The 24,385-nt window shown below is 46.2% G+C and carries 16 protein-coding genes; 9 read left to right on the forward strand and 7 right to left on the reverse strand.

The features are described from left to right. The first annotated feature begins 122 nt into the window (after positions 1-122). The gene (gene dprA, locus QUA99_RS21275) at positions 123-1,274 is read left to right on the forward strand and encodes a DNA-processing protein DprA (RefSeq protein WP_333240644.1); all 1,152 of its coding nucleotides are present in this window, start codon (positions 123-125) and stop codon (positions 1,272-1,274) included. A gap of 168 nt (positions 1,275-1,442) precedes the next feature. Here the strand turns inward: dprA and QUA99_RS21280 are convergent, their stop codons facing one another. The 4 genes from QUA99_RS21280 to QUA99_RS21295 form a co-directional block, all read right to left on the reverse strand. Further along, positions 1,443-8,579 carry a DUF4347 domain-containing protein gene (locus QUA99_RS21280; protein WP_333240647.1) on the reverse strand — a complete coding sequence of 2,379 codons (7,137 nt, stop codon included), beginning with the start codon at positions 8,577-8,579 and terminating at the stop codon, positions 1,443-1,445. A 407-nt stretch (positions 8,580-8,986) separates the two neighbouring features. Next, a complete protein-coding gene (locus QUA99_RS21285; protein ID WP_333240648.1) occupies positions 8,987-9,865 on the reverse strand; it encodes an inositol monophosphatase family protein in 879 nt (292 codons plus the stop codon). 88 nt (positions 9,866-9,953) lie between these two features. Then, positions 9,954-11,078 carry a cupin-like domain-containing protein gene (locus tag QUA99_RS21290; protein WP_333240650.1) on the reverse strand — a complete coding sequence of 375 codons (1,125 nt, stop codon included), beginning with the start codon at positions 11,076-11,078 and terminating at the stop codon, positions 9,954-9,956. Positions 11,079-11,305: 227 nt separating this feature from the next. Further along, complete coding sequence (locus tag QUA99_RS21295; protein WP_333240651.1) at positions 11,306-12,166, reverse strand: sugar kinase; 861 nt, start codon at positions 12,164-12,166, stop codon at positions 11,306-11,308. Positions 12,167-12,215: 49 nt separating this feature from the next. Between QUA99_RS21295 and rsmI the strand changes: the two genes are divergently transcribed. Next, entirely contained in the window at positions 12,216-13,097 is an 882-nt protein-coding gene (rsmI, locus tag QUA99_RS21300; protein ID WP_333240654.1) for a 16S rRNA (cytidine(1402)-2'-O)-methyltransferase, read from the forward strand. A gap of 74 nt (positions 13,098-13,171) precedes the next feature. After that, the gene (locus QUA99_RS21305) at positions 13,172-14,389 is read left to right on the forward strand and encodes a glycosyltransferase (protein WP_333240656.1); all 1,218 of its coding nucleotides are present in this window, start codon (positions 13,172-13,174) and stop codon (positions 14,387-14,389) included. A gap of 167 nt (positions 14,390-14,556) precedes the next feature. Here QUA99_RS21305 and QUA99_RS21310 read toward each other — a convergent pair whose 3' ends face one another. Beyond that, entirely contained in the window at positions 14,557-15,588 is a 1,032-nt protein-coding gene (locus QUA99_RS21310) for a DNA cytosine methyltransferase (RefSeq protein WP_333240659.1), read from the reverse strand. Between the two features lie 152 nt (positions 15,589-15,740). On the opposite strand from QUA99_RS21310, the gene QUA99_RS21315 reads away from it, so the two are divergent. After that, the gene (locus QUA99_RS21315) at positions 15,741-17,006 is read left to right on the forward strand and encodes a folylpolyglutamate synthase/dihydrofolate synthase family protein (RefSeq protein ID WP_333240661.1); all 1,266 of its coding nucleotides are present in this window, start codon (positions 15,741-15,743) and stop codon (positions 17,004-17,006) included. A gap of 5 nt (positions 17,007-17,011) precedes the next feature. On the opposite strand, the gene QUA99_RS21320 is transcribed toward QUA99_RS21315, so the two are convergent. Beyond that, complete coding sequence (locus tag QUA99_RS21320; RefSeq protein WP_333240664.1) at positions 17,012-17,587, reverse strand: Uma2 family endonuclease; 576 nt, start codon at positions 17,585-17,587, stop codon at positions 17,012-17,014. A 451-nt stretch (positions 17,588-18,038) separates the two neighbouring features. Between QUA99_RS21320 and QUA99_RS21325 the strand changes: the two genes are divergently transcribed. Beyond that, entirely contained in the window at positions 18,039-18,743 is a 705-nt protein-coding gene (locus QUA99_RS21325; protein ID WP_333240666.1) for a hypothetical protein, read from the forward strand. Next, a complete protein-coding gene (locus QUA99_RS21330) occupies positions 18,740-19,171 on the forward strand; it encodes a type II toxin-antitoxin system VapC family toxin (RefSeq protein ID WP_333240667.1) in 432 nt (143 codons plus the stop codon). The genes QUA99_RS21325 and QUA99_RS21330 overlap by 4 nt, the downstream gene beginning before the upstream one ends. 49 nt (positions 19,172-19,220) lie before the next feature. Here QUA99_RS21330 and QUA99_RS21335 read toward each other — a convergent pair whose 3' ends face one another. Beyond that, positions 19,221-20,504, reverse strand: coding sequence for a sugar ABC transporter substrate-binding protein (locus tag QUA99_RS21335; protein WP_333240669.1), 1,284 nt, complete (start codon positions 20,502-20,504; stop codon positions 19,221-19,223). 446 nt (positions 20,505-20,950) lie between these two features. On the opposite strand from QUA99_RS21335, the gene pilM reads away from it, so the two are divergent. The 3 genes from pilM to QUA99_RS21350 all read left to right on the forward strand — a co-directional run bounded on the left by pilM (position 20,951) and on the right by QUA99_RS21350 (position 24,178). Then, complete coding sequence (pilM, locus tag QUA99_RS21340) at positions 20,951-22,045, forward strand: type IV pilus assembly protein PilM (protein WP_333240671.1); 1,095 nt, start codon at positions 20,951-20,953, stop codon at positions 22,043-22,045. 415 nt (positions 22,046-22,460) lie between these two features. Beyond that, on the forward strand, positions 22,461-23,375 hold the full coding sequence (locus QUA99_RS21345) for a PilN domain-containing protein (RefSeq protein ID WP_333240673.1): 915 nt from the start codon (positions 22,461-22,463) through the stop codon (positions 23,373-23,375). Beyond that, positions 23,372-24,178, forward strand: a complete 807-nt coding sequence (locus QUA99_RS21350) for a pilus assembly protein PilO (protein ID WP_333240676.1) — start codon at positions 23,372-23,374, stop codon at positions 24,176-24,178. The genes QUA99_RS21345 and QUA99_RS21350 overlap by 4 nt, the downstream gene beginning before the upstream one ends. Positions 24,179-24,385: the final 207 nt, after the last annotated feature.

Raw genomic sequence — 24,385 nt, forward strand, 5'->3', positions numbered from 1 at the left:
GTAAAAAAATATTTATATAACAGTTTTAAATCTGTGGAAATACAGGACAAGGCTCTGCCGTTTCCTACCATAATTTAACCAAAAATGATAAAATTCTTCTCAGATAAGTTGAGGGCAACTCGTTGTTAGAAGAACGCGCTTACTGGTTAGCATGGTCGCAAATTAACGGCATCGGGCCGATTTTGTTGCAAAGATTGCACCAACATTTCAATAGTTTGGCAGCAGCTTGGACGGCAAAACCAGTGGATTTAATGCGAATCGAAGGGTTCGGGAAGCAGATAATTGAAACTATTGTGCAAGAACGAACTAAACTCAATCCCGAAGAATTTATCGAAAAACATCTTATAAAAAATCCCTGTTTTTGGACGCCCGCAGATCCAGATTATCCGCGCTTATTATTGGAAATTCCCAGTCCCCCACCAGTGTTGTATTATCGCGGTTTAGTTGATGTAAAAGAGAATCAAGGAATTACGCCGACAGTAGCAATGGTTGGTACTCGCAGCCCTTCGGAATACGGCAGAAGGTGGACTCGCAAAATTAGTACGGCTTTGGCTAAAAGCGGTTTTACTGTTATTTCGGGATTGGCCGCTGGTATTGATACAGAGGCTCATACAGGCTGTTTGGAGGCGGGAGGAAGGACTTTCGCAGTAGTGGGGACGGGAGTAGATATTGTATATCCCAAACAAAATGAGAGGTTGTGCGATCGCATTTTGCAGCAGGGATTGGTAATTAGCGAATATCCGGCGGGCACTCAACCCAATAAAACTAATTTTCCCCGTCGAAATCGCATAATTGCTGGCTTAAGCCGCGCTACAATCGTGATAGAAGCTCCGCACAAATCGGGTGCTTTAATTACTGCTTATCAAGCGAATGATTTTTGCCGGGATGTGTATGTTTTGACGGCAAGATTGGATGATGAGCGTTCTTTTGGGTGTTTGGAGCTGCTGAGTAAAGGTGCTCATCCGATTCTGCCAAATAGCGATCGACTCTTAAGCGAAGACAGGTTGTTGGAAATGCTCGGAGCTATGCCAAAATTGGATAATGCGGAGCAGTTGTCGCTATTTCCGGCAAATCCGACGGTTGAAAACCAAGGGCCGCCGTTGGAGCCGGAATTGGCTAAGGTGTTAAGTGCGATCGAATCTGGGTCGATTTCTTTTGATACAATTGTGGAAGCAGCGGGATTGGAAGCGGGAACAGTTTCTAGTATACTTTTGCAGTTGGAATTGTTGGGATTAGTTTCGCAGTTGCCGGGAATGCGATATCAGCGCTGCTGATTTGAAAAGTTAGGTTGAATCGGGTTTTATTCGTTTGATTATTCGGCGGTTGAAACCGCGTCTACACAGACAAAATCCGCCTGCGCGGATTGAAGATTATTCGGCGGTTGAAACCGCCAAGTGAATATGGCCAGGGGATAAGGGATTGCTCCCCCGGCGCATTCAATCTCAAAGCAATCCGAAATTAACGGCACTAATACTGCTAGCCGAAACTCCGGTCAAAGAAGCTAAAATCTCCCCTGTTTGTGCCAACCGGATTAAAGTTGAACCGCTATCTTCGGCAATTGCCAATTGCGAGAAACTCAACCCGTTACCCAATACTAACAAGTCTTTACCGACTTCAAAATCGGTAATCGTATCAGTACCGGAATTGGTAGAGAGTAGGAATTTATCTACTCCCATTCCTCCTACCAAACTATCAATTCCCAAACCGCCCGTCAGCAAATCATCTCCCTTACCTCCGTAAAGAATATCATTACCATCATCGCCATTCACAATGTCAGCACCGCGGTTGCCAAATAAGGCATCATCACCGCTACTTCCCAGGATTGTATCGCTACCTTTGCCACCGAAAATAGTGTCATTCCCCAGATTTCCGTCAATGGAATCATTGCCCCTCATCCCCATCAAGACATTATTCGCGCTATCGCCCGTCAGGATATCGTCGCCATTTGTACCGAGAATTGCATTCGGGGAATTGCTGCCCAAATCTGCATCACCGGTGACAAGAGGAGTGGCAATCCCAGCCGGCAATGTTACAGATTCAATTCTGCTATCTAAAGCAGTACCAGTGTTGTCAGCAACTAGCTGGGAAATTGGTTTATTTCCTGAACCAACTGATTTGAAGTCTTGAGTTGTTGGGCCCAAAGCTACTTGTTGGACGCGGGCAACTGAGTCAGGAATTGATGTTGCTGTTGGGTTGGAGACAGCCGCATCAATGCGCTGATTGGCTGTTGCCATTACTGTCGCGGATTGCGATGTAATTTGGCTGACTTGTTGACTGTTCAAACTGGGGTCTATTTGCTGGATTTTGGCGGCAGCTTGCTGAATGATTGGTTCTAAGGCTGCGGCATTGCTGAGGTTTAAGACTGTACCGGATTGAATTTGATTGGTAATTGAGCTGACAACAGCTTTGACAATATCGGTATTGACTGCACTGGAAGCACCGTCAATCAAAGCGCTGGTTTGAGTGATGAAGTTTTGGACTTTCACCATTGCTGCTAAGACTTGGACTCCGCCCGGTACGTTGTTGTTGGTAGCTAAGATTGGGTCTAAGGTAGTTAGGTCAATGTCAGCGGGGAGAGAAAGGGCTGCTTTGACTAAAGATTGGGCTTCTTCAGGTGCAATTCCTTGGTCGATTAAGTCGGCGACTAAGGTGGTTAGGAGGGTGACAACACTCGCATCTGGTGGTGCGGTGACTGGTGTTTCTAGGGGTAAGCCGGTGGCGGTGTCAATGCCTCCTATGGCTACTAGATTGCCTTCTGATGGGTCGATTTCTCCGTTTTTGTTGGTGTCGAAAATCTCGAAGGGGATGTTGAGATTAAACTCACCGTTGCTGTTAGTGGTGGTGGATGGTTCGTTGGTGTCGAGGACGCCGTTTTTGTTGGCGTCTAGGAAGAGAGTAGCACCGGAGATATAACCGTCAATTACGATGCCCTCAATGGCATTGAATCGCAGGATAAATTCGTCGCTGACACTGGCACCGGCATTGTCCGTTGCTGTCACCTTAATTGGGAAATCGATGTTTGAGAAGGCTTTTGCCGCATCGAAATTCACGCTAAAGGTCCGCGTATTCGGGTCGAACTTAAGCCAATCGGGTGGAATGATGGTGCCGGTATTGGGGTCGAAGGTCAGCCCGGGGGGGAGGAAGTTCGGGTTTAGATTTATCGAGTACGAGTAAGTGAGGCTGTCACCTGGATCGGGATCAGTAAACGTGTCTGGAGCAAGAGTCAAATTGAAGTTGCCGCGGGGATTGGAACGAAGTTGATTGCTGATGGGATTATTCAACTTCGGCGGGTTGTTGTTGAGTATAGATTCAGCATCGATAATTTTCAGACTGGCAGTGTTTTGGGTGCCAATAATGGAATTATCGCGATTGGTGATCCGAAACGCAATTTCTTCTGTTCCCTCAACTTGACTATCCGGAAAAACGTCAATTGTGAAAGTTTTGGTATTTTCGCCTGGGTTAAATGTGAGTTCAGGAAAGAAATTGGGCGGAACGTCCCAATCTGTTCCGAAAGTCGCTGAACCAGTAGGAGGTTCTAGGTACACCCTGGAAAAGTTGTTTAGATTCCCAGCGCGAGTGAGGGTAATTTGTTGCTGAACGATTCCTGTGCGACTTTCATTGACTTGGTAAGTAGCTTCGGAAAAATTAATTGTAGGAGGCCCCTCAGCATCGAAAATTTGCAAGGTAGCAGTATTTTGGAGACCAATAATGGCATTATCCAGATTAGTAAGCTGAAACGCAATTTCTTCTGTTCCCTCAAATTGACCATCCGGTAAGATGTCAATTGTGAAAGTTTTGCTATTTTCGCCTGGGTTAAATGTGAGTTCAGGAGAGAAGGGCGGAACGTTCCAATCAGTTCCGAAAGTCGCTGAACCAGTAGGAAATGGTAGGTTCACTCTGGAAAAGTTGCTTAGATTCCCAGTGCGAGTGAGGGTAATTTGTTTCTGAACAATTCCTGTGCGACTTTCATTAACTTGGTAAGTAGCTTGGGAAAAATTAATTGTAGGAGGCCCCTCAGCATCCAAAATTTGCAAAGTGGCAGTGTTTTGGGTGCCGATATTGACATTATCCCCATTGGCGATCCGAAACGCAATTTCTTCTGTTCCCTCAAATTGACCATCCGGAAAAATGTCAATTGTGAAACTTTTGCTATTTTCGCCTGGGTTAAATGTGAGTTGAGGAGAGAAATTGGGGGTATTCCAATCAGGCCCCCAAGTCGCTGAACCAGTAGGAGGTTCTAGGTACACCGTGGAAAAGTTGTTTAGATCCCCAGTGCGAGTTAGGGTAATTTGTCTCTGAACTGTTCCTGTGGGACTTTCATTGACTTGGTAAGTAGCTGGGGAAAAATTTACCGTGGGAATACCAAGAATCTGATTGTTAGGTTGCGCTATTCCGAAGGGAGTTTCGTTAGAGTTCGGTAATCCGATCGGGAATATGTTTGGGTTGCCTGTTCCTGTAGTGACTGGCGTCGGTGTCGGAGTGCCAGTTGTCGGCGTTGGTGTTGGTGTCGGAGTACCAGTTGTCGGCGTCGGTGTCGGAGTACCAGTTGTCGGTGTTGGTGTTGGTGTCGGAGTACCAGTTGTCGGTGTTGGTGTTGGTGTCGGAGTACCAGTTGTCGGCGTTGGCGTCGGAGTACCAGTTGTCGGCGTCGGCGTTGGCGTCGGAGTACCAGTTGTCGGCGTCGGCGTCGGTGTCGGCGTCAGCGGCAGTATTTGTATTTCTGGTTGCGGTGTCGGCGGTGTCGGCGGTGTCGGCGGCGGTGGCGGTGGCGCTACATCGTTATCCGCGATCGCCACTGTCACCCCTGGAACCACAACCACATTATACTTAGCATCACCGCCACTCACACTGTGAGTGATAGTACCGCTGTGCGCGCCTTCGACAACCGTATCATCAACAGCTTTCACCGTAACGGGTTGAGCGACATTCCAATTATCGGCCGTGAAATTCACAGGGGCGATCGCCTGAATCTGATTACCTGTTGTGAGAGTGATAGTTACAGGGGCGATCGGCTGCGATGTTAACTTGATCTCATAACTGCCATTCGCGCCGCCTTCAGCAGCACTTGTGCTCGCCGGAGAAATGCTGACACCTGCTGTGTCGTTGTCGGTAATAGCTACATTTACATCCTGAACCGTCTGACCGCTATACTTAGTGTCTGTACTCGTAACAGTGTGAGCGATCGTGCCGCTGTGCGTACCTTCGGCTTTGCTATCGTCGGTAGCGGTGACTGTGACTGTTTTAGCAATATTCCAATTCGTGCTGTCAAAGATAACAGGCGCGATCGCATTTATTTGACTTCCGGTATTAAAGTTAATGGTAACAGGGGCGATCGGCTGTGACGTTAACTCGATGCCATAACTGCCATTCGCCCCACCTTCAGTAGCAGTTGTTGCCGTGGGAGTAATAGAAACACCAGCGGTATCATTGTCTTTATTGGTAATGCTAACATCCGCTACATCTTTGTTGCTGTAATTCGCATCTGTACTAACAGTAGCCGCCGTGATTATTTTGTAATAAATATCACCGTCAACAATGCTATCATTAACCCCGGTTACTGTTACTGGTCGCGCTGTATTCCAGTTAGCAGGAGTGAAAGTTATGCTGGCAGGGGAAACAGTTCCCTCGGCAGCATTGTCACTGTTCAAACCGATAGTCACATCAGCAGTCGGCTGAGTATTTAGAACCACAGTAAAGTTAGCTTCGGTGCCAGATTCACCAGTAGTCAATCCCGCCGTCGGATTCACCGTAATTCCCGGAGTTTCATTGTCACTGTTGGTGACGGTGACATCATCAGGATCGAGGTTATTGTAATTAGGATCGGTGCTGACAGCAGCAGCCGTGACTATTTTGTAAGGTAGAGGGCCATCAGCTACTAAATCGTCAACACCACTCACCGTTATTGGTTGCGGTCGATCGTAGTTAGCGGGTGTGAAAGTTAAGCTATTAGTTGAAACTGTTCCTTCGCCTAGATTTGAACTGCTCAAACCGATGGTAACGTTAGCAGTGGGTTTAGAATTTAGTTTGACTGTGAAGGTAGCAGTGCCACCGACTTCACTTGTAGTTAATGCTGTTGGGTTAATAGTAAAGCCAGCTTTGTCATCATTAGTAATAGTTGTGGTAGCGGTAGCAGTGGTAATTGTTGGTGTTACGCCTGGGCTGGTGGGATTGGACAGGGTGACGGCTATGGTTTCGTCGGGTTCAACTAGGGTGTCGCCTAATACATCAAGAGTAATGGTTTTGGATGTTTCATCGGCGGCAAAATTAATGGTGCCAGTAGCAGTAGTTGCCCCTGAAGTGCCACCGATGTTGTTGTAATCGCTGAGGTTTGTAGCTGTGCCGGTAATGGCATAATTGATGCTACTTGCGCCGCCTGTGTTGCCGCTGCGAGTAGCAGTGAAAGTCAGAGGCTTTGTGCCGCTATTGCCTTCAGGAATGCTGGCAGTACCGGCGGCAATGGCATAAGAAACAGTACCGTTGGCTGCAATAGTTAGTGTTGTTTGTTTGGTTGTACCTGCAATGCCTCCGGTGATTGTGCCCAAGTTGAGGATTGCGGTTTCGGCGTTTTCCGGGAGATTGTCGGGTTTGATCGTGACTGCAACATTCTGAGTGAGAGTGGTAGTGCCGGCGGGGAATATAACAGTTGTAGGGGAAATGGTGTAGTCGGAATTTTGGGTGGCACTGCTGCTGGGGTCGATCGCAATTGGTACTGTTACATCAGCAAAAGGAGTGCCGCTGATAGTAACGGGAATATTGACTGTTGTATCCGCCGTTCCTTCCGTCCCGCTGTAAGTAGCAGCCCCAAAATTTGCGACAACATTGAGCAAAATCGAGACATCGTTAGAACCGCTGTTCGCTGTAGCTAAATCGGAAAATCCGTCAGAATTCAAGTCTGCTACTGCTACGGCACGAGGTCCCGTTCCGACATTAAAGTTGGTAGCACTCCCAAAATTTCCTCCACCATCTCCCGACAGAATTGAGACATTGTTAGAACCATAATTGGCCGTAACAATATCCAAATTTCCGTCGGTATTAAAGTCGCCGACTGCTACAGATTCAGGATTAGTTCCCACACCAAAAGCAACAGCAGGGTTAAAGCTATTTGTGGTAGAATTCCACAACAAAACAGAGACATTGTTAGAGCTATAGTTAGCTGTAACTAGATCCGGTTTGCCATCTTTATTAAAATCCCCTACTGCCAGAGAACGCGGATCGCCTCCTACACCAGTAAAGTTAGTCGTAGGGCCAAAATTACCCGTACCATCCCCTTTTAAAAAGTACACGCGATTGAGCACTCTCTTAGTCGCAACTAAGTCAAGATTGCCGTCACCATCAAAGTCTGCTACCGCAATAAAAGTGTCACTTCCTCCGGGCCCTAGGCTAATGTTGGTGGGAGTACCAAAACTACCTGTCGGTGTCGCCAGCAGGATAGAAATTTGATTATTTCCTGTCGCGAGGTCAGTCCGTCCATCTTTGTTGAAGTCTCCCGCAGCGACAAAAGAGGGATTGACTCCGCTAATGTTGGTAGGAGTACCGAAGCTACCTGTACTTGTCCCCGGCCAAATGACAATATTGCTAGAACCGGGTGGCCCCCCACCAGGACTGGCTATTGCTATATCCGAGAAACCGTCTGGGTTAAAAAAGTCGCCAACAGCAATAGATACGGGAAATTCGCTGCTGGAGTTAGGTAGGGGAGTAGCAGTACCGAAGCTGCCCGTACCCGTTCCCAGCAACGCAGTCGCGTTTTTGGTACTGCCAAGATTTCCAACAACTAAGTCAGGAAAGTTGTCTGAGTTCAACTTGCCGACTGCAAGAGAGTAAGCCCCTGTTCCCCCTGCTGAGAAGGTGGTAGCCTTACTAAAGTTGGCAAAAACATATTCGTAACCTGCTAATACTTCGGGTTCAAATACCAGCGGCGTTTCTATTTTCCCGGTTCTGACTTCCAGTTCCCAGTCGCCGCCTTTGGCTACACTTCCGGTGAGGTTTTGGGAAGCTGCAACATTGGTATTTGTGAGTTGGGCGATCCGCTGGATGAAGGCTACACCATCTATATCTAAATCTACATCTAAATCTCTCGCTTGTTCCCCGATACCGCCGGGGAATGAATTCCCCGTCTCATAGCGAAAGTCCTCTGAAAAAAACTGTTTATTGAGGTTGTTTTCAGTCGGTTTCAACCGACTTGAGCTTTGAGACAGGGAATTCATTCCCTGGCGGACTTTCGGACAAGCGCGAGGTGCTGATGCCACATTACAACCGTAAATCAGAATGTCCGCATCAACAGTTAAAGAACTCCGCCACTGCTGCAATTTCTCGGAATAAGCTTCCACATTATCTGCACTCAAGCAGCCATTACCCAGTTGCAAGCTTCCCGGACTGCCGTGAGAAACAATGTGAATGCTGTCTATATTTGTCCGAAGAGCTAAAATTTGAGTAATTTGGTCGATCGCATCCCGGTTCCCATCCAAAACGACTACTTCCGTACCCGGTGTTACCCCCGCGACTAAACTTTGATAATTTTGTACTTGAGTGTCGATAAAGGCGATCGCACTTGATGAAACTTGATTATTTAAATTTGGCATACTGCACCTACTAATAGCTAAAAAAAGACAAGGATTCCCCTGTTTCGCGACTTGCGTCCGAAACTCTTTCTCAAGGTTGTAGTAACCATAACTGTTTTTTCAGAAAATCTATATAAATTTTTCTTTATAAACCACTATTTAATTAAAGTTTTGATAAAGTTGGGAAATTTTATTAAGTAATATTGCGGATGAGCGATCGCGAGGTGGATTTCGTAACACAAAAAGCTTTTAATAGCAAGTGTGATTAGACTGAAATATTAAGAGCGGGATTTTTGATATATGTGCGATGGGGGGGTTTACTATATTATGGGTTTTAGGCAATTATTGTTGGTAAAACCCGTCCCTATGAGTTATCCGTGACAATCTTTAGGGGCGATTCCCTACGGGATAACTTCGCACGCGCGGACTTACTTCAAACCCGAATCTATCCCCCCTAAAATCACCTCAGCTTCCCTGCACAAAGCAGCGTGACAGCAACCGTTACTCGCCAACAATCCCCCCCACTGACTCACATCTCCCCGGTTATATTGCAAAGTAGAACCGTCAAAACGAGTAAATTGACCGCCCGCTTCCGTCAAAATTAATTCCGGCGCCGCCAAATCCCAATCTTTCGGCGCCGACTTGCCCGAAAGCGCAATATAAACATCAGCCTTTTGTTCCACAATTGTCGCAATTTTACAGCCAATACTGCCGACAGCTAGTTGATTTTGACAAGGCAGTTTTTGTAACAATTGATTAAAGCGATCGTCCCGGTGACTGCGGCTGGTTACTATAGATAAATCTGCCACTATATTTCTGGCAGAAACCTGCAATTTTACCGCAGAACCGTCCCGACTTTCCATAAAAGCACCCGCATCGCGGATTGCGTAATAAATATTTTGCTGTTCGGGCCAAGCCACAACTGCTAATATCGGTCTTCCCTCGAACGCTAAAGCAATGTGAACTGCAAATTCCCCTGTCCTGTCAATAAAATCTCGCGTTCCGTCCAAAGGGTCAATAATCCAAACCCAACTTTGAGGTAAGGGTACTTGACCGTTGGTTTTCAAATAAGATTTGTAAGTTTCCTCGCTAAGATAGCCAAATTCTGCATTCCCTAAAGCCGACTGCAATTCGTCGAGAATGTAAGAGTTGACAGCGACATCGGCGGCGGTGACGGGGCCGTCTTTTTTCTCTTGGATGTCAAGATTAGGAGTGTTGGAATCCTGCCGATAATAGGATTGTAGGATATCTGATGCACTCCAGGCGATCGATCGGGCAATTTCGCTGATTTCTTCGAGATTTTTCATTAATTTCTTTTTTTTGAACCGCAGATGAACGCAGATTTCTGTAGGGGCGGCGCCCCCGTGCCCGCCCCGGGGAACCATACATTAGCAATTACCAATTAATATGAGGATATTTCCATTCATAATAATTGGGAAACACAAAATTAGTAAACGAAACCGAAATGCTAACTTCCAAGGATTTTACATGGTGCCACCAACCGACAGGAATAAAGATAGCCTCTCCCGGTTCCAAAATCACTTCAATAATTTTCGCATCTCTGTAAAGCGGGTATTTGTCATAATCGGGATTTTCGCCGTCCACCTTGCTGAAAACTCCGACATGGTTATAAAGCAGAGGTGTTTGCTGCGGAGAAATCAATTTAATTAGTTTGCGACCCGACACTTGAGCTAAAATTAAATTAACTGGGTCATGGTGCAGCGGCGTAATCGTGCCTTTCGGGCCGAACCAAAAGAAAACTCTGCCTTTTGTATCCGTTGGATTGAGGTATTCTGGGAATATTTCAATGTCGTTAAATAGCGGTTTAAATTCCTCTCTTTCCAGAGTTTGGTTGTTAGCAACCATGTAGTAGTCGTTGCTAGGCCCGCCCTTGACCACCATGTCTACATATTTGCGGAACAAAACAATTTTTTTGTGATTTTCTATCTTGATTTCGTAATTCGGGTCGGAATTGCGGTTGGCTTGAATCTGTACCTCTGCATCGCCATATTTTTGCTGTAAATACTCGGGCGTCCACAACTGCAACGCTTTCCAGTTGTGCATGATGTTGGTAATAATTACTGGAGTATTTTTGGCGTAGTAATTTTCAAGAAAATACTCTCGGGAAAGGCTACTTTTTCGTTCGATTGTGCCAAACTTGGAAGACAGGGCGGCTAATTGACTGTTAATCCTGAGATGCGATTCTAATTTCTGCAATAACTGGACGTAATGGCTGCCTGCTTGAAAGTAAGGATGAGAGGATATTTCTCTAACTTCTGCGGTGGCTGTTTCCGCATCTATGCCGGTACTTATTAGGGCTTGAATGATTTCTGCGTCGGGTTGATTTAATAATTTGTTGGCTGCCACCCACTGTTTCATATTGTCGGGGACTTCTTGTTTGCTTGGGGTGAGTAGATTTGGCAAGTTTTGTGTCAGCCATTCTAGGTTAACTTGCTGTTGTTCTGTTAGGGTAATCCGCAAAGGGGGAAGGGTGATACTTAGAGGTTGGGTGTCAGGCATGATTCGGGTATGTTGTTTTAGGACTGTTTGGTTTGGTTTGAGGTTGTTTCACTAATATAGCAATTTTAACGAACCGCGAAGACGCTAAGTGCGAAGGAAGAGAAGATGGAAGTTCACAACTTTTGTCGAGGTTGCTGTCAGGATTTTAACTTAACAAGTGTTGCCACTTCAACTTTTCTAGCTTTGAGGGGTTTTAACCGGATATTTTGGTTAATTTTAATTTAAAATTAACCCTTATTCATCCAGGCGCGGGTTCCGAAGTTTTGGCAGGAATGGGAAGCGATTTTAGCTGCTGCGGTGAGAGTATCTGTAAAGTTGTTATTTTGCAAAATGTAGTGACAGAAAGCGCCGTGAAAAATATCGCCTGCCCCTAAAGTGTCTGTGGCTTGAATTTGAGGTATTTCTATATGACCGCAAGTGCCATTGCTGAGGTATAAAATTGATTTTTCGCCGCGAGTGATGGCAATATGGGAAATTCCGGCTGCTGACAGGTAAGCAAAGACTTGTTCTGAATTTTCGCACTCTGGTGGATGAAAATTTTCAGAACATACCGCCCATTCAACGAAAGGCAATATTTCTTCTAATCCGGGTTTCCAACTGCCACCGTCGAGGACAATGGGAATGTTTTTTGAGTGGGCAAGTTGAGCAATTTCTTGGCTGGCTGCGATTTGATGTCCGTCAACCAGTACAATACTAACGGATGTTAAAATATCCTGGTTAATTGTTTGACTGTCAACTTGCGATTTTGTAGCATTGATGGAAATTACCGATCGATCGCCCGTTGCTTCAGTTACAATAATCGAGGAAACTGGCGGCGAGTGCGATCGCCCGGGTTCCAAATCAATTATCCTGACATTATACTCCGCTAAGTCTGCACGAATTAATTGAGCGATCGCGTGAGTGCCTAAAACACCAGCCCATACCGCCGCATTCCCCAAATAGCTAAAAGTGACCGCAGCATTTGCCGCCGGCCCGCCCGCAGCAATGGTACAATCAGAAGCAACAACTTTCTGATTTTCACCCGGAGGCTTCCCGGCCAAATAAATTAAATCTAAAGTTGCCAATCCCAAAAACAATCCGGTTTTCATATCTGCGTTAATCCGCGTTCATCTGCGGTTAAAAAATCCCACTCTTAAAATGCAAGCGAATCCCAATACAGGAACACTTTACATCGTCGGAACCCCGATCGGCAACCTGGAAGACATGACATTTCGCGCCATCCGAATTTTGCAAGCAGCAGACTTCATCGCCGCTGAAGATACCCGCCATACAGGCAAACTTTTGCACCATTTCCAAATCAAAACGCCCCAAATTAGCTATCACGAACACAACCAACACCAGCGACTTCCCGAACTCATCGACAAACTGCATTTAGGCAAAGATATCGCCCTCGTCACCGATGCCGGAATGCCGGGAATTTCTGACCCTGGATACGAGTTAGTCAAAGCTTGCGCCGATGCTAATATTAACATCATTCCGATTCCCGGCCCGACCGCCTGCATAGTTGGCATAACTGCATCAGGATTACCAACAGAGAAATTTGTATTTGAAGGTTTTTTACCCGTGAAAGGTCAAGAACGCCAACAGAGTTTAGAAGCTTTGCAAATAGAATCCCGCACTATAATATTATACGAATCTCCCCACCGATTGCGGCAAACTTTACAAGATTTAGCAAATACTTTGGGAAGCGACAGACAGATTGTGCTGGCGAGAGAGTTAACTAAAATGCACGAAGAGTTTTGGCGTGGTAGTATGGAAAGTGCGATCGCACTTTACACCAATCGCGAACCCCAGGGAGAATTTACCCTCGTAATTGCCGGCATCCAAACAGCAGCCCCAATATTTTCCGAAGACGCCATCAAAGCAGAATTGCAAACATTAATTGCAGAAGGCATAACTCGTTCCCAAGCCAGTCGCCAGCTAGCGCAACAAACATCCCTCCCCCGCCGCCAAATCTACCAACTCGCCCTCACAATAGGCGACAATGAATCACTAGAACAACCCTTAGATGACTTGTGAATATCTCTCTTCTCTTCTCCTCTGCGCCCTCTGCGGTTAAATAAAAAAAGCTAGATACTCACACTCAGAATTATATGGTACGCGGAAACTACGATCGACAAAAGCCATATTTACGCAACCCCCACATCAACAAACCAATCGCCGAAATTTATGCAGACTTAGACGCCTTTACCTGGGAGATATTTGAAGACCAACCCCACCGCTTCGATACCGTCAGTTTCTACGTCTTGCTTCCCCCACTGTTTTACGAAGGGCGTTTCATCAAAGGAATTTATTTCAGCGAAGCAGTCGAACTCATCAACAAACTATTTCCCCAACTTTCCTCAGTATTTTTCTCCTTCACCTATTCCCCGGGCACTTCCTATTCGTGGGCCCCCATAGCTGACGCCTACTCCAGTTTATACAAAAACCCGCAGCGAGATAAGTGGTTTCGCGAAACTTATCCCGATCGCGCCCACAAACCAATCATACCACTGCAAGACACCGACTTCATCAACGAATACTTAATTTCCCCGCGCAACGTCCCCGCCAAAGACATCGACTTGCTAGCCGTCGCCCGAATTTCCGAAGAAAAAAATTTGCCAATCATAGCCAAAGCCTTAAAAGTTTACCGCCAAAAATATCCGCAAAAACCGATAAAATTAACAGTCGTCACCGGCCATGACTTTGATGCTAGCAACCTGAGAACCCTCGACGAGTACGCCTTAAAAGAATGGCAACAAATAGAGACAATTTTAGGCAATCCCTTGGACTACATTAACTTAGTGCCTAGAGTTGACTACTACAGCGAAATCCCCACATATTATTCGCGGGCGCAAGCATTCGTCCTCGGTTCCCTCCTCGAAGGAAAAAACCGGGGAATTACCGAAGCCATGAGTTGCAACGTACCAGTAATTTGTTTTGAAGAATTCAACCAATACGCCAGAGGCAACTCGCCAGTTTTCCCCGAAGGTGCGGGTCTTTACGCCAAATTTGACCCAGAATCTCTCGCAGATACTATATATACAGTATTAGAAAATCAAACAGAATTTAAGCCACGATATCAGTATTTAAAGCATTGCGGCCGCAAGAACTTTTTCAATACTTGTATAGACAGTTTTCCTTATTATCAGCACAACATTCCCGACTACAAGCCCGGAGATGCGATTAACAATTTGTGGCTGGATTTAGCAGTTCAACAAAATTATCAAGTTAGTTTAAACAGCTTTTTGTATGGAGGTTCTCCCTTGTCTCATATTCGTGGGATAAATGCGATTCAGCACAATCTTGGCGAGTTAACCAAGTTTCAATGACAGATAATTCGGAATGATGAAACCACAGAGGGCACAGAGGACACAGAGGAAGAGAAGAGAGAGATGAATAATTCTGATGTCAACGGATTTGAGATTAGTCTTCATAGCGAGGACTTTCGCTAAAAGCCCCGTGGAATTCATTCCCTAGCGACTGGTAGATGGTCGGCTTAAGTTGACACCAATGCCCGATGCCCTATGCCCGATGCCCTATGCCCTAAGACAATATCCTCAAAAATCTTACTTGCCAAAACTCTAGCCAAATTCACAGGAACAGCATTGCCGACCATTTTGTATCCATCACCAATATACTTGTACTTAAAAATAAACTCATCCGGGAAAGTCTGAACTCTCGCGCACTCTCGCACAGAAAGCCTACGGTAAGGCAGAGGCGAATTGGGGTCAAAAATGCGTTTGTCTTTGCCAACCAAAATCATTTTACTAGCTTGAGGATGGAGAGGTGCGTGTCTGCCGCTTGCCTGAATTGTAAAAGAAGGTTCTGACCAACTTCGGACTCGATTGCGCGACATATAAATGCTGGAAAACCCCAAATCCGCACATTCGTGATTTGGGACAGAATCGTGATAATTATCTAATTTACCCTTAACTGACATAGGGGCGATCGCCTGCAAATCAAAAATCGCATCTTTCAGCGTCAAAACATCGGTTCCAGGTTCGGGAAACTCAAAACCCAAACCCAGAGTTTCCCGATAACCAACAACAATCACCCTTTGCCTATCTTGCGGAACCCTAAAATTTTTAGCATTTAACAACTTGTACGAAACCCGATACCCGATGTCCTCGAACTGCGATAATATATAAGTAAAAGCATCCTTGTTTCTGGGAGCTAAGATTCCGCTAACATTCTCAGCTAAAAAAAACAAAGGCTGCTTGTCCCGCACAATTCTGATATACTCCCAGAAAAGTTGACCCCGACTGTCATCAATCCCCCGTTTCGCCCCCGCTTCACTCCAACTTTGACAAGGAGGCCCGCCAATTATCCCAATACAGTTAGGAATTTCATCAGAATTAATTTTTATGATATCTCTGCGATCTAAAATAGTTTCAGGATGATTGAAATTATACGTATCCCAAATAGACTTATCATATTCATTAGCCCAAACCGGATTAAACCCAGCTAAGCGAAAACCCAAATCTAACCCCCCACAACCAGAAAACAGAGAAATAATATCCAAAGCCACCTTTTTTCACCAGCAATAAATACAATAACTCAATTATAAACCCCTCTTTTCTTAGATATCTCTCTCTTTCTTCTCTCACTCTGCGCCCTCTGCGCCCTCTGCGGTTAATAAAAAAAATATAATTCACACACAAACAGAATTTATCATCCTCCATGAATGCAGAATCCATCCTCCAATCTTACCAACACTTCGGCGTCCACCTCGGTCTAGAAAGAATTCACCAACTTCTCCAAAAACTAGACAACCCCCACAAACAAGTACCCATTATCCACGTTGCCGGCACCAATGGCAAAGGTTCCGTTTGTGCTTATCTCTCTTCCGTACTAACAGAAGCAGGCTATCGAGTTGGACGCTATACATCTCCGCACTTAATCGATTGGACAGAAAGAATTTGCATCAACCAAAAACCGATTTCCCCAATAGCATTGCAACAGTGTCTAGAACGAGTTGTCGCCGCCACCGAAAACAACACCGAAACTCCCACTCAATTTGAAATAATCACCGCCGCAGCTTGGCTGTATTTCGCCGAACAAAAAGCAGATATTGCAGTCATAGAAACTGGATTGGGCGGTAGATTAGACGCGACTAACGTTTGCGAGACACCTCTCGCTAGCGTCATTACTTCTATCAGTCTCGAACACTGGCAAATACTCGGCCCCACCGTGGCAGATATTGCTGGGGAAAAAGCGGGAATTCTTAAATCAAAGTGTCCGGCAGTTATCGGAGAATTGCCAGAATCAGCTAGAATAGTAGTAGAAAAACGCATTCAAGAATTAGATTGTCCGGCAACTTGGGTAAAACCAGCAATAGATTTAGGACAAGGATTCGCCGAATATCAGTTTAATCAAAATGCGGATAAAATAAAATATCAATTGCCGCTGCTGGGAAAAATTCAATTAATGAATTCAGCAATTGCGATCGCAACTTTGCAAATTCTCCAAAACCAAGGATGGCAAATTTCCCCAACCGCGATCGAAAACGGTATCGCCAAAACCCAATGGCCCGGAAGACTCCAGCAGACAACTTGGAAAAACCGCAACATATTAATTGACGGCGCGCACAACCCCGCCGCAGCCATCGCCCTGCGTGAATATGTCGATCGCCTGAACAATCATTCGTCACCGATTAACTGGGTAATCGGCATTCTGGCGACTAAAGACTGCGATGATATTTTGAAAGCATTACTCAAAAAGGGCGATCGGCTTTACCTAGTACCCGTACCCGATCCAAACTCATCATCCCCCGCAGAATTAGCCGCCCTCGCTCAAATTATCTGTCCCGAATTAACTCTCTGTCAAGCCTTCCCCGACTTAACAACAGCTTTAGATGCTGCTGTTACAGGCGACAACCTAACAATCCTTTGCGGTTCGCTTTATCTCGTCGGCTATTTTCTGCAACAACAACAATCCCAAGCTTAAACGCATCAGAATTGTGTTTCTTCCTCCGTAAAGATAGGAGGCCACAATTCCGAAACGGGCAATTCCCAACCGGGAAAAAGTTCTGCTACTGTTAAGATATCGCCATTTCCTAAAACAGTCGGTTCACCTGTAGAGCGATAAATAGTCACTGTTTCTTCATCAGGATCGATCAGAATTCCGACGGTCGCACCCAATTCTATAAACTTCAAAACCTTGGTTTCTATAGGCTTAATGCGATCGCTCTGAGATTTAATCTCAACCACCAAATCGGGGACAAGTTCTCCAAAATAACGCGGACTTTGGCGCAAGCGGGCGGCGCGCACAAAAGAAACATCCGGTGCTTTGACATTCGTATCCGGCATGATGAAACCGCCTGCGGAGTCAAAGACTCTCCCCAAGCGACGGGTATTTATCCAAGCGAAAAGAAAGGCGATGAGACGGCTACTGATTTCACTGGATACGATGTCTGATGGTCCCACAATTGAAAGTCTCCCGTTTTCTAGTTCAATTTTGTAATCTAAACCCGCTTCGGAAAAAAGGGTTTGAACTTGGTTTAAATCTTTGAGTGTCATCGCTGGCATAAGAATTTTCTCCTATTTTGAGCTGAGCTTTGATTTTAACACAAGTCAAATTTCTGAATATTTGAGGAATTCAGGCTATCTTCCTACAAATCCTCAATCAAGCTGAATTGAGAAAGGCGCTCGCACGGGATAAAGAAACTCGGTTTCTGGGATGAGCGATCGTTCTTATCGACAAACATTTACCTCTAAAATAGTCGAGATTGACTTATCCAGAGTTCTCCTCCGACTCCCCCTTGTGAAGAGGCCGTAATTTCATCATTGGATAATAACTTAAAAGCTTATATATGCTTATATATATGGCGGCACAGATTCCCATTATTTAATAATACGTCAAGTGGCCGAAAAAAGCAAGCCGCGAGAGCAAAAAAGATTAATGTTTAATGCCCAATGCCCAAGGCCAAACTTTTGTTAAAATACAAGTTAGTTAAGAAAAATTTAGAGATAGAAGTTTATGAGCAGCCTTATATCGGTGCAAACGCTAATTGAATATATAGAAGCTTTGCCAGCCCAAGAGCAAACTTTACTATTTGACGAGCTTTTCAGGCGAAACATAATCAAGCAGCGTCAGGAAAACATCGATTCTTCTACAGTCAAGGTAGCTGGTGAGTCGGCGATCGGGCAAGCACTAGAAAAGTTTCCAAACACGGCCAAACTTTATGACGCGCTTCGCAAAGCAGACCCGATTATCATTGGAGAAAGAGAAAAGCCGCCCCAGGAAAACACCAAGGAGACAGTCAAGACAAAAACACTCTTAACAGGTAACGCTACCTGCGACATTCGCGCAGCCGATCGCACTAACTTTGGGGGCGACCTCGACAGCTCAACTTATCACATAATCATTAAAAACGAATCAGACACAACAGTCAGTGCAGCGCTGCTGGGATGGCCCGAATGTAAAGCTTTTGGCGAGACGCGATCGCAAGCACTGCAAAACCTTCACGATTTAGTAAATGCCCAGCTAGCCGAAGCTGAAATCGTCTCTGTCAAACTCACGAATAGTCGATCGAACAATCCTTGGGTGAGGTTAGCTGGTAAGTATGAAAACGATCCGCAATATGGTGAGGTATTGGCATACATAGAAGAATATCGCCGCGAACTTGATGCAGAAACTGAAGCCTATTATCGTCAACTAGACGCTGAAGCTGAGGCCAAATGAGCCGATACATACTTGATACGGATTGTTTCTCGCTTTGGCAACAAAACCATCCAATAGTTATGCAGCGCGTCGAGGCTAATGCTAAAAATATTGCTGTTACGATAGTCACAGCAGAGGAATTAATTCGCGGTAGGCTCAATGTTATTAGACAAGCTTCCGAGCTATCGCAAACTGACAAATTGATATTAGCTTACACGAAGCTATGGGATACATTAGAGGATTTGAAAATTCTCAACATTCTGAAGTTCGATCGGGATGCTTGCACTATTTACAAAGAGTTCCGCCGTCAAAGAATACGCATCGGCACGCAAGATTTGCGGATTGCTGCTATTGTACTTGCTAATAATGCTATCCTCGTTACGCGCAACAACCGAGATTTTTCGCAAGTGCCTGATTTAGTGCAGGAAGACTGGACAATTCAACCTTAAAAGCAAGGGGCGAGATCAAAAAAAATCCTGCCCCAGCTTCAATTAAAAACTACCTTTGATCCCAAGCCTTAGCCGCATCAGCCACAGCTTGATCTACCGACTTCTCCTCCAACATTGCCGCCTGCAAATTGTCATAAATCGCCTTTTGCAACTTCTTAACATCCTTGAGAGGCGGAATCAATAGCTCGGCGGAACTCAACCCAGAAGCACTAACAACCCGAGCTCGATCGGCTGCGGGAGCATCAGCAGGAACGCTCTTAAAATAATCGTCCTGTAAAGCCTCAACCGTAGAAGGCAAAACATTAGCAGCCTTAGCAAAAGCCAACTGATTTTGAGAATTAGTGACGTACAGAGCAAACTTGACAGCATCATCAGGGCGCTTGCTGTCGCGGGGCACAACCAAATTCATCACCGCCACAGTCTTCTTGCCTGTTTCTCCCGTAATTTGAGGCGCAGCAGCCGAAACAGCACCAATACTCGGAGCATTCTCAGAAATCGCCTTCAAAAACTGAGGCCCAGAAGCTAACAAAGTAGTTTCCCCAGCTTGATAAAGCTCGATCGCCCTGCGGTGGCCCTGCACCAAAACATCCTGCGGCAAAAGTCCGCCTTTGTACAAATCTACCCAATACTGAAAAACAGCTTTCCCCTTAGCAGTATTAAAAGCAGCCTTGCCTTTAGCGTCCACCAAAGGCACACCCATCTGCACGAAAGATTGCAAAACCTCCGCCGAATCTTCCGGCACAAAAGTCACAAAAAAAGCAAACTTACCAGTCTTCTCCTTCACCTGCTTCGCAACAGTTGCCAACTCGGCATAAGTAGCAGGAGGCTTAGCAATTCCAGCCTTCTTCAACAACTCCGTATTGTAAATTGTCACCCCAGTCGTGAGATACCAAGGAATGCCAAAACTCTTACCGTCGAGTACACTAGCTTTCCAGATATTAGGCAGATAGGTCGATCGAACTTGCTGCGGAATCCGAGAATCCAAATCCAGCCAAGCATTGCGTCCCGCCAACAGCGAAGCAAAATCGGGATTCAGGTTCACCACATCCGGCGCAGTTTTCGCCGAAACCGCCCCCAAAATCTTGCTTTCCATAGCCGACCAAGGAACGTCCACCCAACGCACCTTCACCCCCGGATTTTCCGCTTCAAAACCGGCGATCGTCTTGTTGAAATACTCAGTAAACTGAGGTTGAAGCTGCATAGTCCAGAACTCGATTTCCTGCGTATTATTTGCCTGGGAATTAACAGCGGGCTTGCTGCAACTCACCACCGCCGCCAGCAGCAGCCCCACCAGTCCAAAAACAGCAAACAGTTGCCAAGATTTACGTTTCATAGAATAAAATTTGAGAGTTATCGGAACCGTCAGACAAAAAAGCGTGAAGCGAAGCTATCTTCCCGCAGGGGTTCCCGTTCCCCGTAGGGGTTCCCGTAGGGTAGGGTAGGGAATCGCCCGAATCAAACACGATCGAGTGCGAGAGAGAGTTTTGTACCCGGGCCCCCTAGCGAGTCGGTTTTTGTGCAGAATCGGCAGGTTTTCGGTCGATCGAGCTGGAATTTATTGACATTCGCAGCAGAATAGCTATTGTCAAGTAAATTGGATAGCATAAAATCGGAACTAGCGATCGCGCAACACAGACGGATCTGCGCAGAAGAAGGCGGGATACCGAGATTACAGCACTCTTTCGGCAGTTGGAAACCAACCCTCCAACACGCCTGCGCGCTGAATCAGGCTGGCCAACTACAAAAGAAAAAAATAGCAATTACCGGCGACCCAATCACATGGTTAACTTTTTCAAAGGTCTACTTTCCCAACGCCAGCCAGGAATCGGGATCGAAATAGCCCCAGACCGCATCAACATCATTCAGCTCGAAAAGAAAGCCCAGGCATTAAAATTAGGCATCCTAGCCTCAACAGAAGTTCCAGAAGACTACATACAAGAAGGACAAATAGTCGATCCGCCGGGAATGGCAGAACTAATACGTACCGTCCTCGCCGAAAACAAAATCAAAGCCAAGCGAGTAGCCACAGCCATTCCCGGCCGCGAAGCCGTCATCCGCCTCATCCCAGTTCCTGCAGAGCTCAACGAAGAAGAACTGCGGGATTACATGAACGCAGAAGCAGGACTGTACTTGCCGTTTCCCAGAGAAGACGCCGACGTAGACTATCAAAAAATCGGCCTATTTGTAGATGACGACGGCGTAGAAAAAGTGCAAGTCGTGTTAGTAGCAACCCGCAGAGAAGTTACCGACACATACATCGAAACTTTTAAAGAAGCCGGACTGGTTATAGACGTGCTAGAAGTGACCAGCTTTGCCCTGATCCGCACCCTCAAAGAACAACTGCAACAATTTTCCTCCCAAGAAGCCGCCGTCCTGACCGACATAGAATTTGACAGTACCGAGTTAGCTATAGTAGTGGACGGCATACCTCAGTTCAACCGTACCATCCCGATCGGCACCTACCAAATCCAGACCGCCCTCAACCAAGCCATGAACCTGCCGCCAACCAGAGACACCACCGAACTGCAAGGCATGACCCTGCCAGTCACAGATACAATGGGGGCATCAGGAGACGCCAATCCAGGCACAAATGCGATGATTAAAGTATTGGGAGAACTAGCAGACGAACTGCGCCGCTCAGTAGACTTTTACCTCAACCAGAGCGAAGAACTCGAAGTAGCGCAACTGCTGCTAGCAGGCCCGGGAGCTGCGATCGGCAAACTCGACGAATTTTTTATGCAAAGATTAAGCTTGCCCGCATCTCAAGTCGATCCCATAGAAACCCTAGGACTCGAAATCAGCGAAGAAATTACCCCAGAACAGCGAGCAGGTTTAGGAGTCGCCCTAGGTTTAGGACTGAGGGAGGTAATGTGACCTAACAGTTTTTGATAGAAAAACCGATTTGAGAATTTTAGGTAAAAGCCCATTCCGAAAGAAGAAAGCAGAAGGCAGAAGGTAGAATATTGGAGGTAGAAGGTAGAAGGTAAAAGGTAAAATATCGGAGGTAGAAGCAGCCGCTTCCGTCAGTAGAAGGCAGAAAGTTGTTTCTTTCTTCCCTAAATAAATCCTTCACTTGTACCGGCAATCTTGCGCTGTGTCTAAAATCTAAAATTTCAAATTAAAATCTCTAGCAACAGCCAAGACGGTGAGGAAGTTCTTAATTTCCCAAACCATTGCGGAAAATTGCTTCTTCCTTCCCTACTAGATAACTAAAGCCTTCCTTCCTTCTCTCGCGACGATAACTAAAGCCTTCTCCCTTCTTCCTTCTGCTATAAAATCGAGTGAAGCCATGTACAGCCTAGATATTAATTTTCTCAACGACCGCCCGGACTACAAACCCGTCGCAGCAGCCAAAAGCTCAGCTAAAAAAAGTTCTGGTGGAGCCAAAGACCAACTGCCCCTAATTGGGGCGCTGCTGTTTGCCTTGGGCATCAACGCCGCAGTCATGGGCGCTTGGTGGTGGGCGACTAACGAAAATACCAACTTGGCCAGAGAACAAGCAACCCAAGACCAAAAACTGGCAAACTTAAACACTCAAGCCAACGCCATCAAAGCCATCAACGCCGAAACCGACAAAGTTACCGCCGAATACAAAGCATTAGCCGGAGTATTCGACCAAATTAAACCTTGGTCGGCGATGCTGCAAGACCTCAGTGTCCGCACTCCCGCCGGAGTGCAAATTGCCAAAATCGAGCAAATCGACCCCAGTCCCTCCCCCGTTGCCGCAGCACCCCCGCCCTCCGCAACTCCCGCCGCCTCCCCGGGAGCGAGTCCATCTCCGGGGGCGAGTCCGTCCCCAGCCAGCCCCACCCCAGTTGCCGCTCCCACTCCTGTAGTCGCGCCACAGGCAGCAAAAGTACAAATTTCAGGCATAGCCAGTACCTTTGCTCAAGTTAACGACTTTATGCTGCTAGTCCAGCGCTCTCCTTTCTTCCTCAACACCGACACCAGACTGGTAGCGGCTACATTAAAAAACAATCCCACACAATTACAAGTGCGCAACCCAAACGCAGGAGCAGCAGAACTTCCCAAACTGCGGCCGGTGGTGGAATATAAAATTGAAACGACGCTCAGCCCGACTGGAGCCTCCGAGTTGCTCCCCGAGCTGCGGAGCAAGCAAGCAGACGGGCTAGCAATACGGATAGAAACACTTCAAGAAAAAGGAGTGCTAGAACCACAAAAAGGAGAAGTGAAACAACCATGACAGCAGCAAATGAGTTTATTCCCAGCGGCGGAAAAGCAGAAGAGACAGGGACTCAGGAAATATTCGGCATTAAGCTGACGCCCCAAGTCCAAGCTATCGGCGTCGCGGTACTCGGCCTCGGAATTGCCGGCTACCTCGTCTACCAGTTCGTACTGCCCGAATTCCAAAAAAGCGGCGAATTCAAGCAAAAAATTACCGAAAGCGAGCAAACGCAAAAGCAATTGCAAACTCTAATTCAAAAAGAGGCAGAAGCAAAAGCAAAGCAAGAAGAAGCAAAACAGCGCCGGGCTAACGTGACGGCAATGTTTGCCAGCGACACGGGCGTTACCACGCTGCTGTTTGACATGACCCAACTGGTTAATAGAATCAACGCCGGCGTGCAAGGGGACGACCTCAAGGCTAAAATTACCAAATTTGAGCCGGACATCCCGCCAGCAACAGCAGCAACTGCCGCGCCGGGAACTCTAGACCCTGATATTCTCAGGGATACGTCCTTCGGGCCGTCCCTGGCTGGCAAGCTCAGACGCAAAAAATTTAAGGTAGAGTTTGAAGGCAATTTCGCTCAAACCCGCAATTTTATGCGTAACTTGGAGTTAATGCAGTCGCTGTTGGTAGTGAGGAATTTGAAATCTGAATTGCTAGTATCAACTCAGGCACTTCAAGTAGACTTCTTGAAAGGGAAAATAATCCCTGTGGATCAGCCGCAAACTAAAATTAAAACTGCTTTTGACTTGCACGCACTGCTGCCGTTAAAGCAAGAAGAAAAGCCGCCAACTCCCGCTCCGAGTCCTGGTGCTAAGTAGCGGTATTTGGGCGGATATTAGCTAGGGTTCCAAAAAAGTGGCTTTTTCAGCACTTATCTAAAAGGAACTTATGTAGAAGGTAGAAGGTAGAAGATATAAGGTTGAATCAAAAAATATTATGAAAGCCAGAAAAAGTTATTTTAGATGGCAATCAAAAATTATAGTTTCTGCCGAATTTAATTCTAACTTCTCCCTTCAAAAAAGGCT

The sequence above is a fragment of the Microcoleus sp. F10-B2 genome, from assembly GCF_036704965.1.
Lineage (GTDB): Bacteria > Cyanobacteriota > Cyanobacteriia > Cyanobacteriales > Microcoleaceae > Microcoleus.

What these genes read in the sequence shown, in the direction of transcription:
- QUA99_RS21280 (WP_333240647.1), bottom strand. Translation starts at nt 8,579, where the DNA reads ATGCCAAATTTAAATAATCAAGTTTCATCAAGTGCGATCGCCTTTATC.
- QUA99_RS21285 (WP_333240648.1), bottom strand. Translation starts at nt 9,865, where the DNA reads ATGAAAAATCTCGAAGAAATCAGCGAAATTGCCCGATCGATCGCCTGG.
- QUA99_RS21290 (WP_333240650.1), bottom strand. Translation starts at nt 11,078, where the DNA reads ATGCCTGACACCCAACCTCTAAGTATCACCCTTCCCCCTTTGCGGATT.
- QUA99_RS21295 (WP_333240651.1), bottom strand. Translation starts at nt 12,166, where the DNA reads ATGAAAACCGGATTGTTTTTGGGATTGGCAACTTTAGATTTAATTTAT.
- rsmI (WP_333240654.1), top strand. Translation starts at nt 12,216, where the DNA reads ATGCAAGCGAATCCCAATACAGGAACACTTTACATCGTCGGAACCCCG.
- QUA99_RS21305 (WP_333240656.1), top strand. Translation starts at nt 13,172, where the DNA reads ATGGTACGCGGAAACTACGATCGACAAAAGCCATATTTACGCAACCCC.
- QUA99_RS21315 (WP_333240661.1), top strand. Translation starts at nt 15,741, where the DNA reads ATGAATGCAGAATCCATCCTCCAATCTTACCAACACTTCGGCGTCCAC.
- QUA99_RS21320 (WP_333240664.1), bottom strand. Translation starts at nt 17,587, where the DNA reads ATGCCAGCGATGACACTCAAAGATTTAAACCAAGTTCAAACCCTTTTT.
- QUA99_RS21325 (WP_333240666.1), top strand. Translation starts at nt 18,039, where the DNA reads ATGAGCAGCCTTATATCGGTGCAAACGCTAATTGAATATATAGAAGCT.
- QUA99_RS21330 (WP_333240667.1), top strand. Translation starts at nt 18,740, where the DNA reads ATGAGCCGATACATACTTGATACGGATTGTTTCTCGCTTTGGCAACAA.
- QUA99_RS21335 (WP_333240669.1), bottom strand. Translation starts at nt 20,504, where the DNA reads ATGAAACGTAAATCTTGGCAACTGTTTGCTGTTTTTGGACTGGTGGGG.
- pilM (WP_333240671.1), top strand. Translation starts at nt 20,951, where the DNA reads ATGGTTAACTTTTTCAAAGGTCTACTTTCCCAACGCCAGCCAGGAATC.
- QUA99_RS21345 (WP_333240673.1), top strand. Translation starts at nt 22,461, where the DNA reads ATGTACAGCCTAGATATTAATTTTCTCAACGACCGCCCGGACTACAAA.
- QUA99_RS21350 (WP_333240676.1), top strand. Translation starts at nt 23,372, where the DNA reads ATGACAGCAGCAAATGAGTTTATTCCCAGCGGCGGAAAAGCAGAAGAG.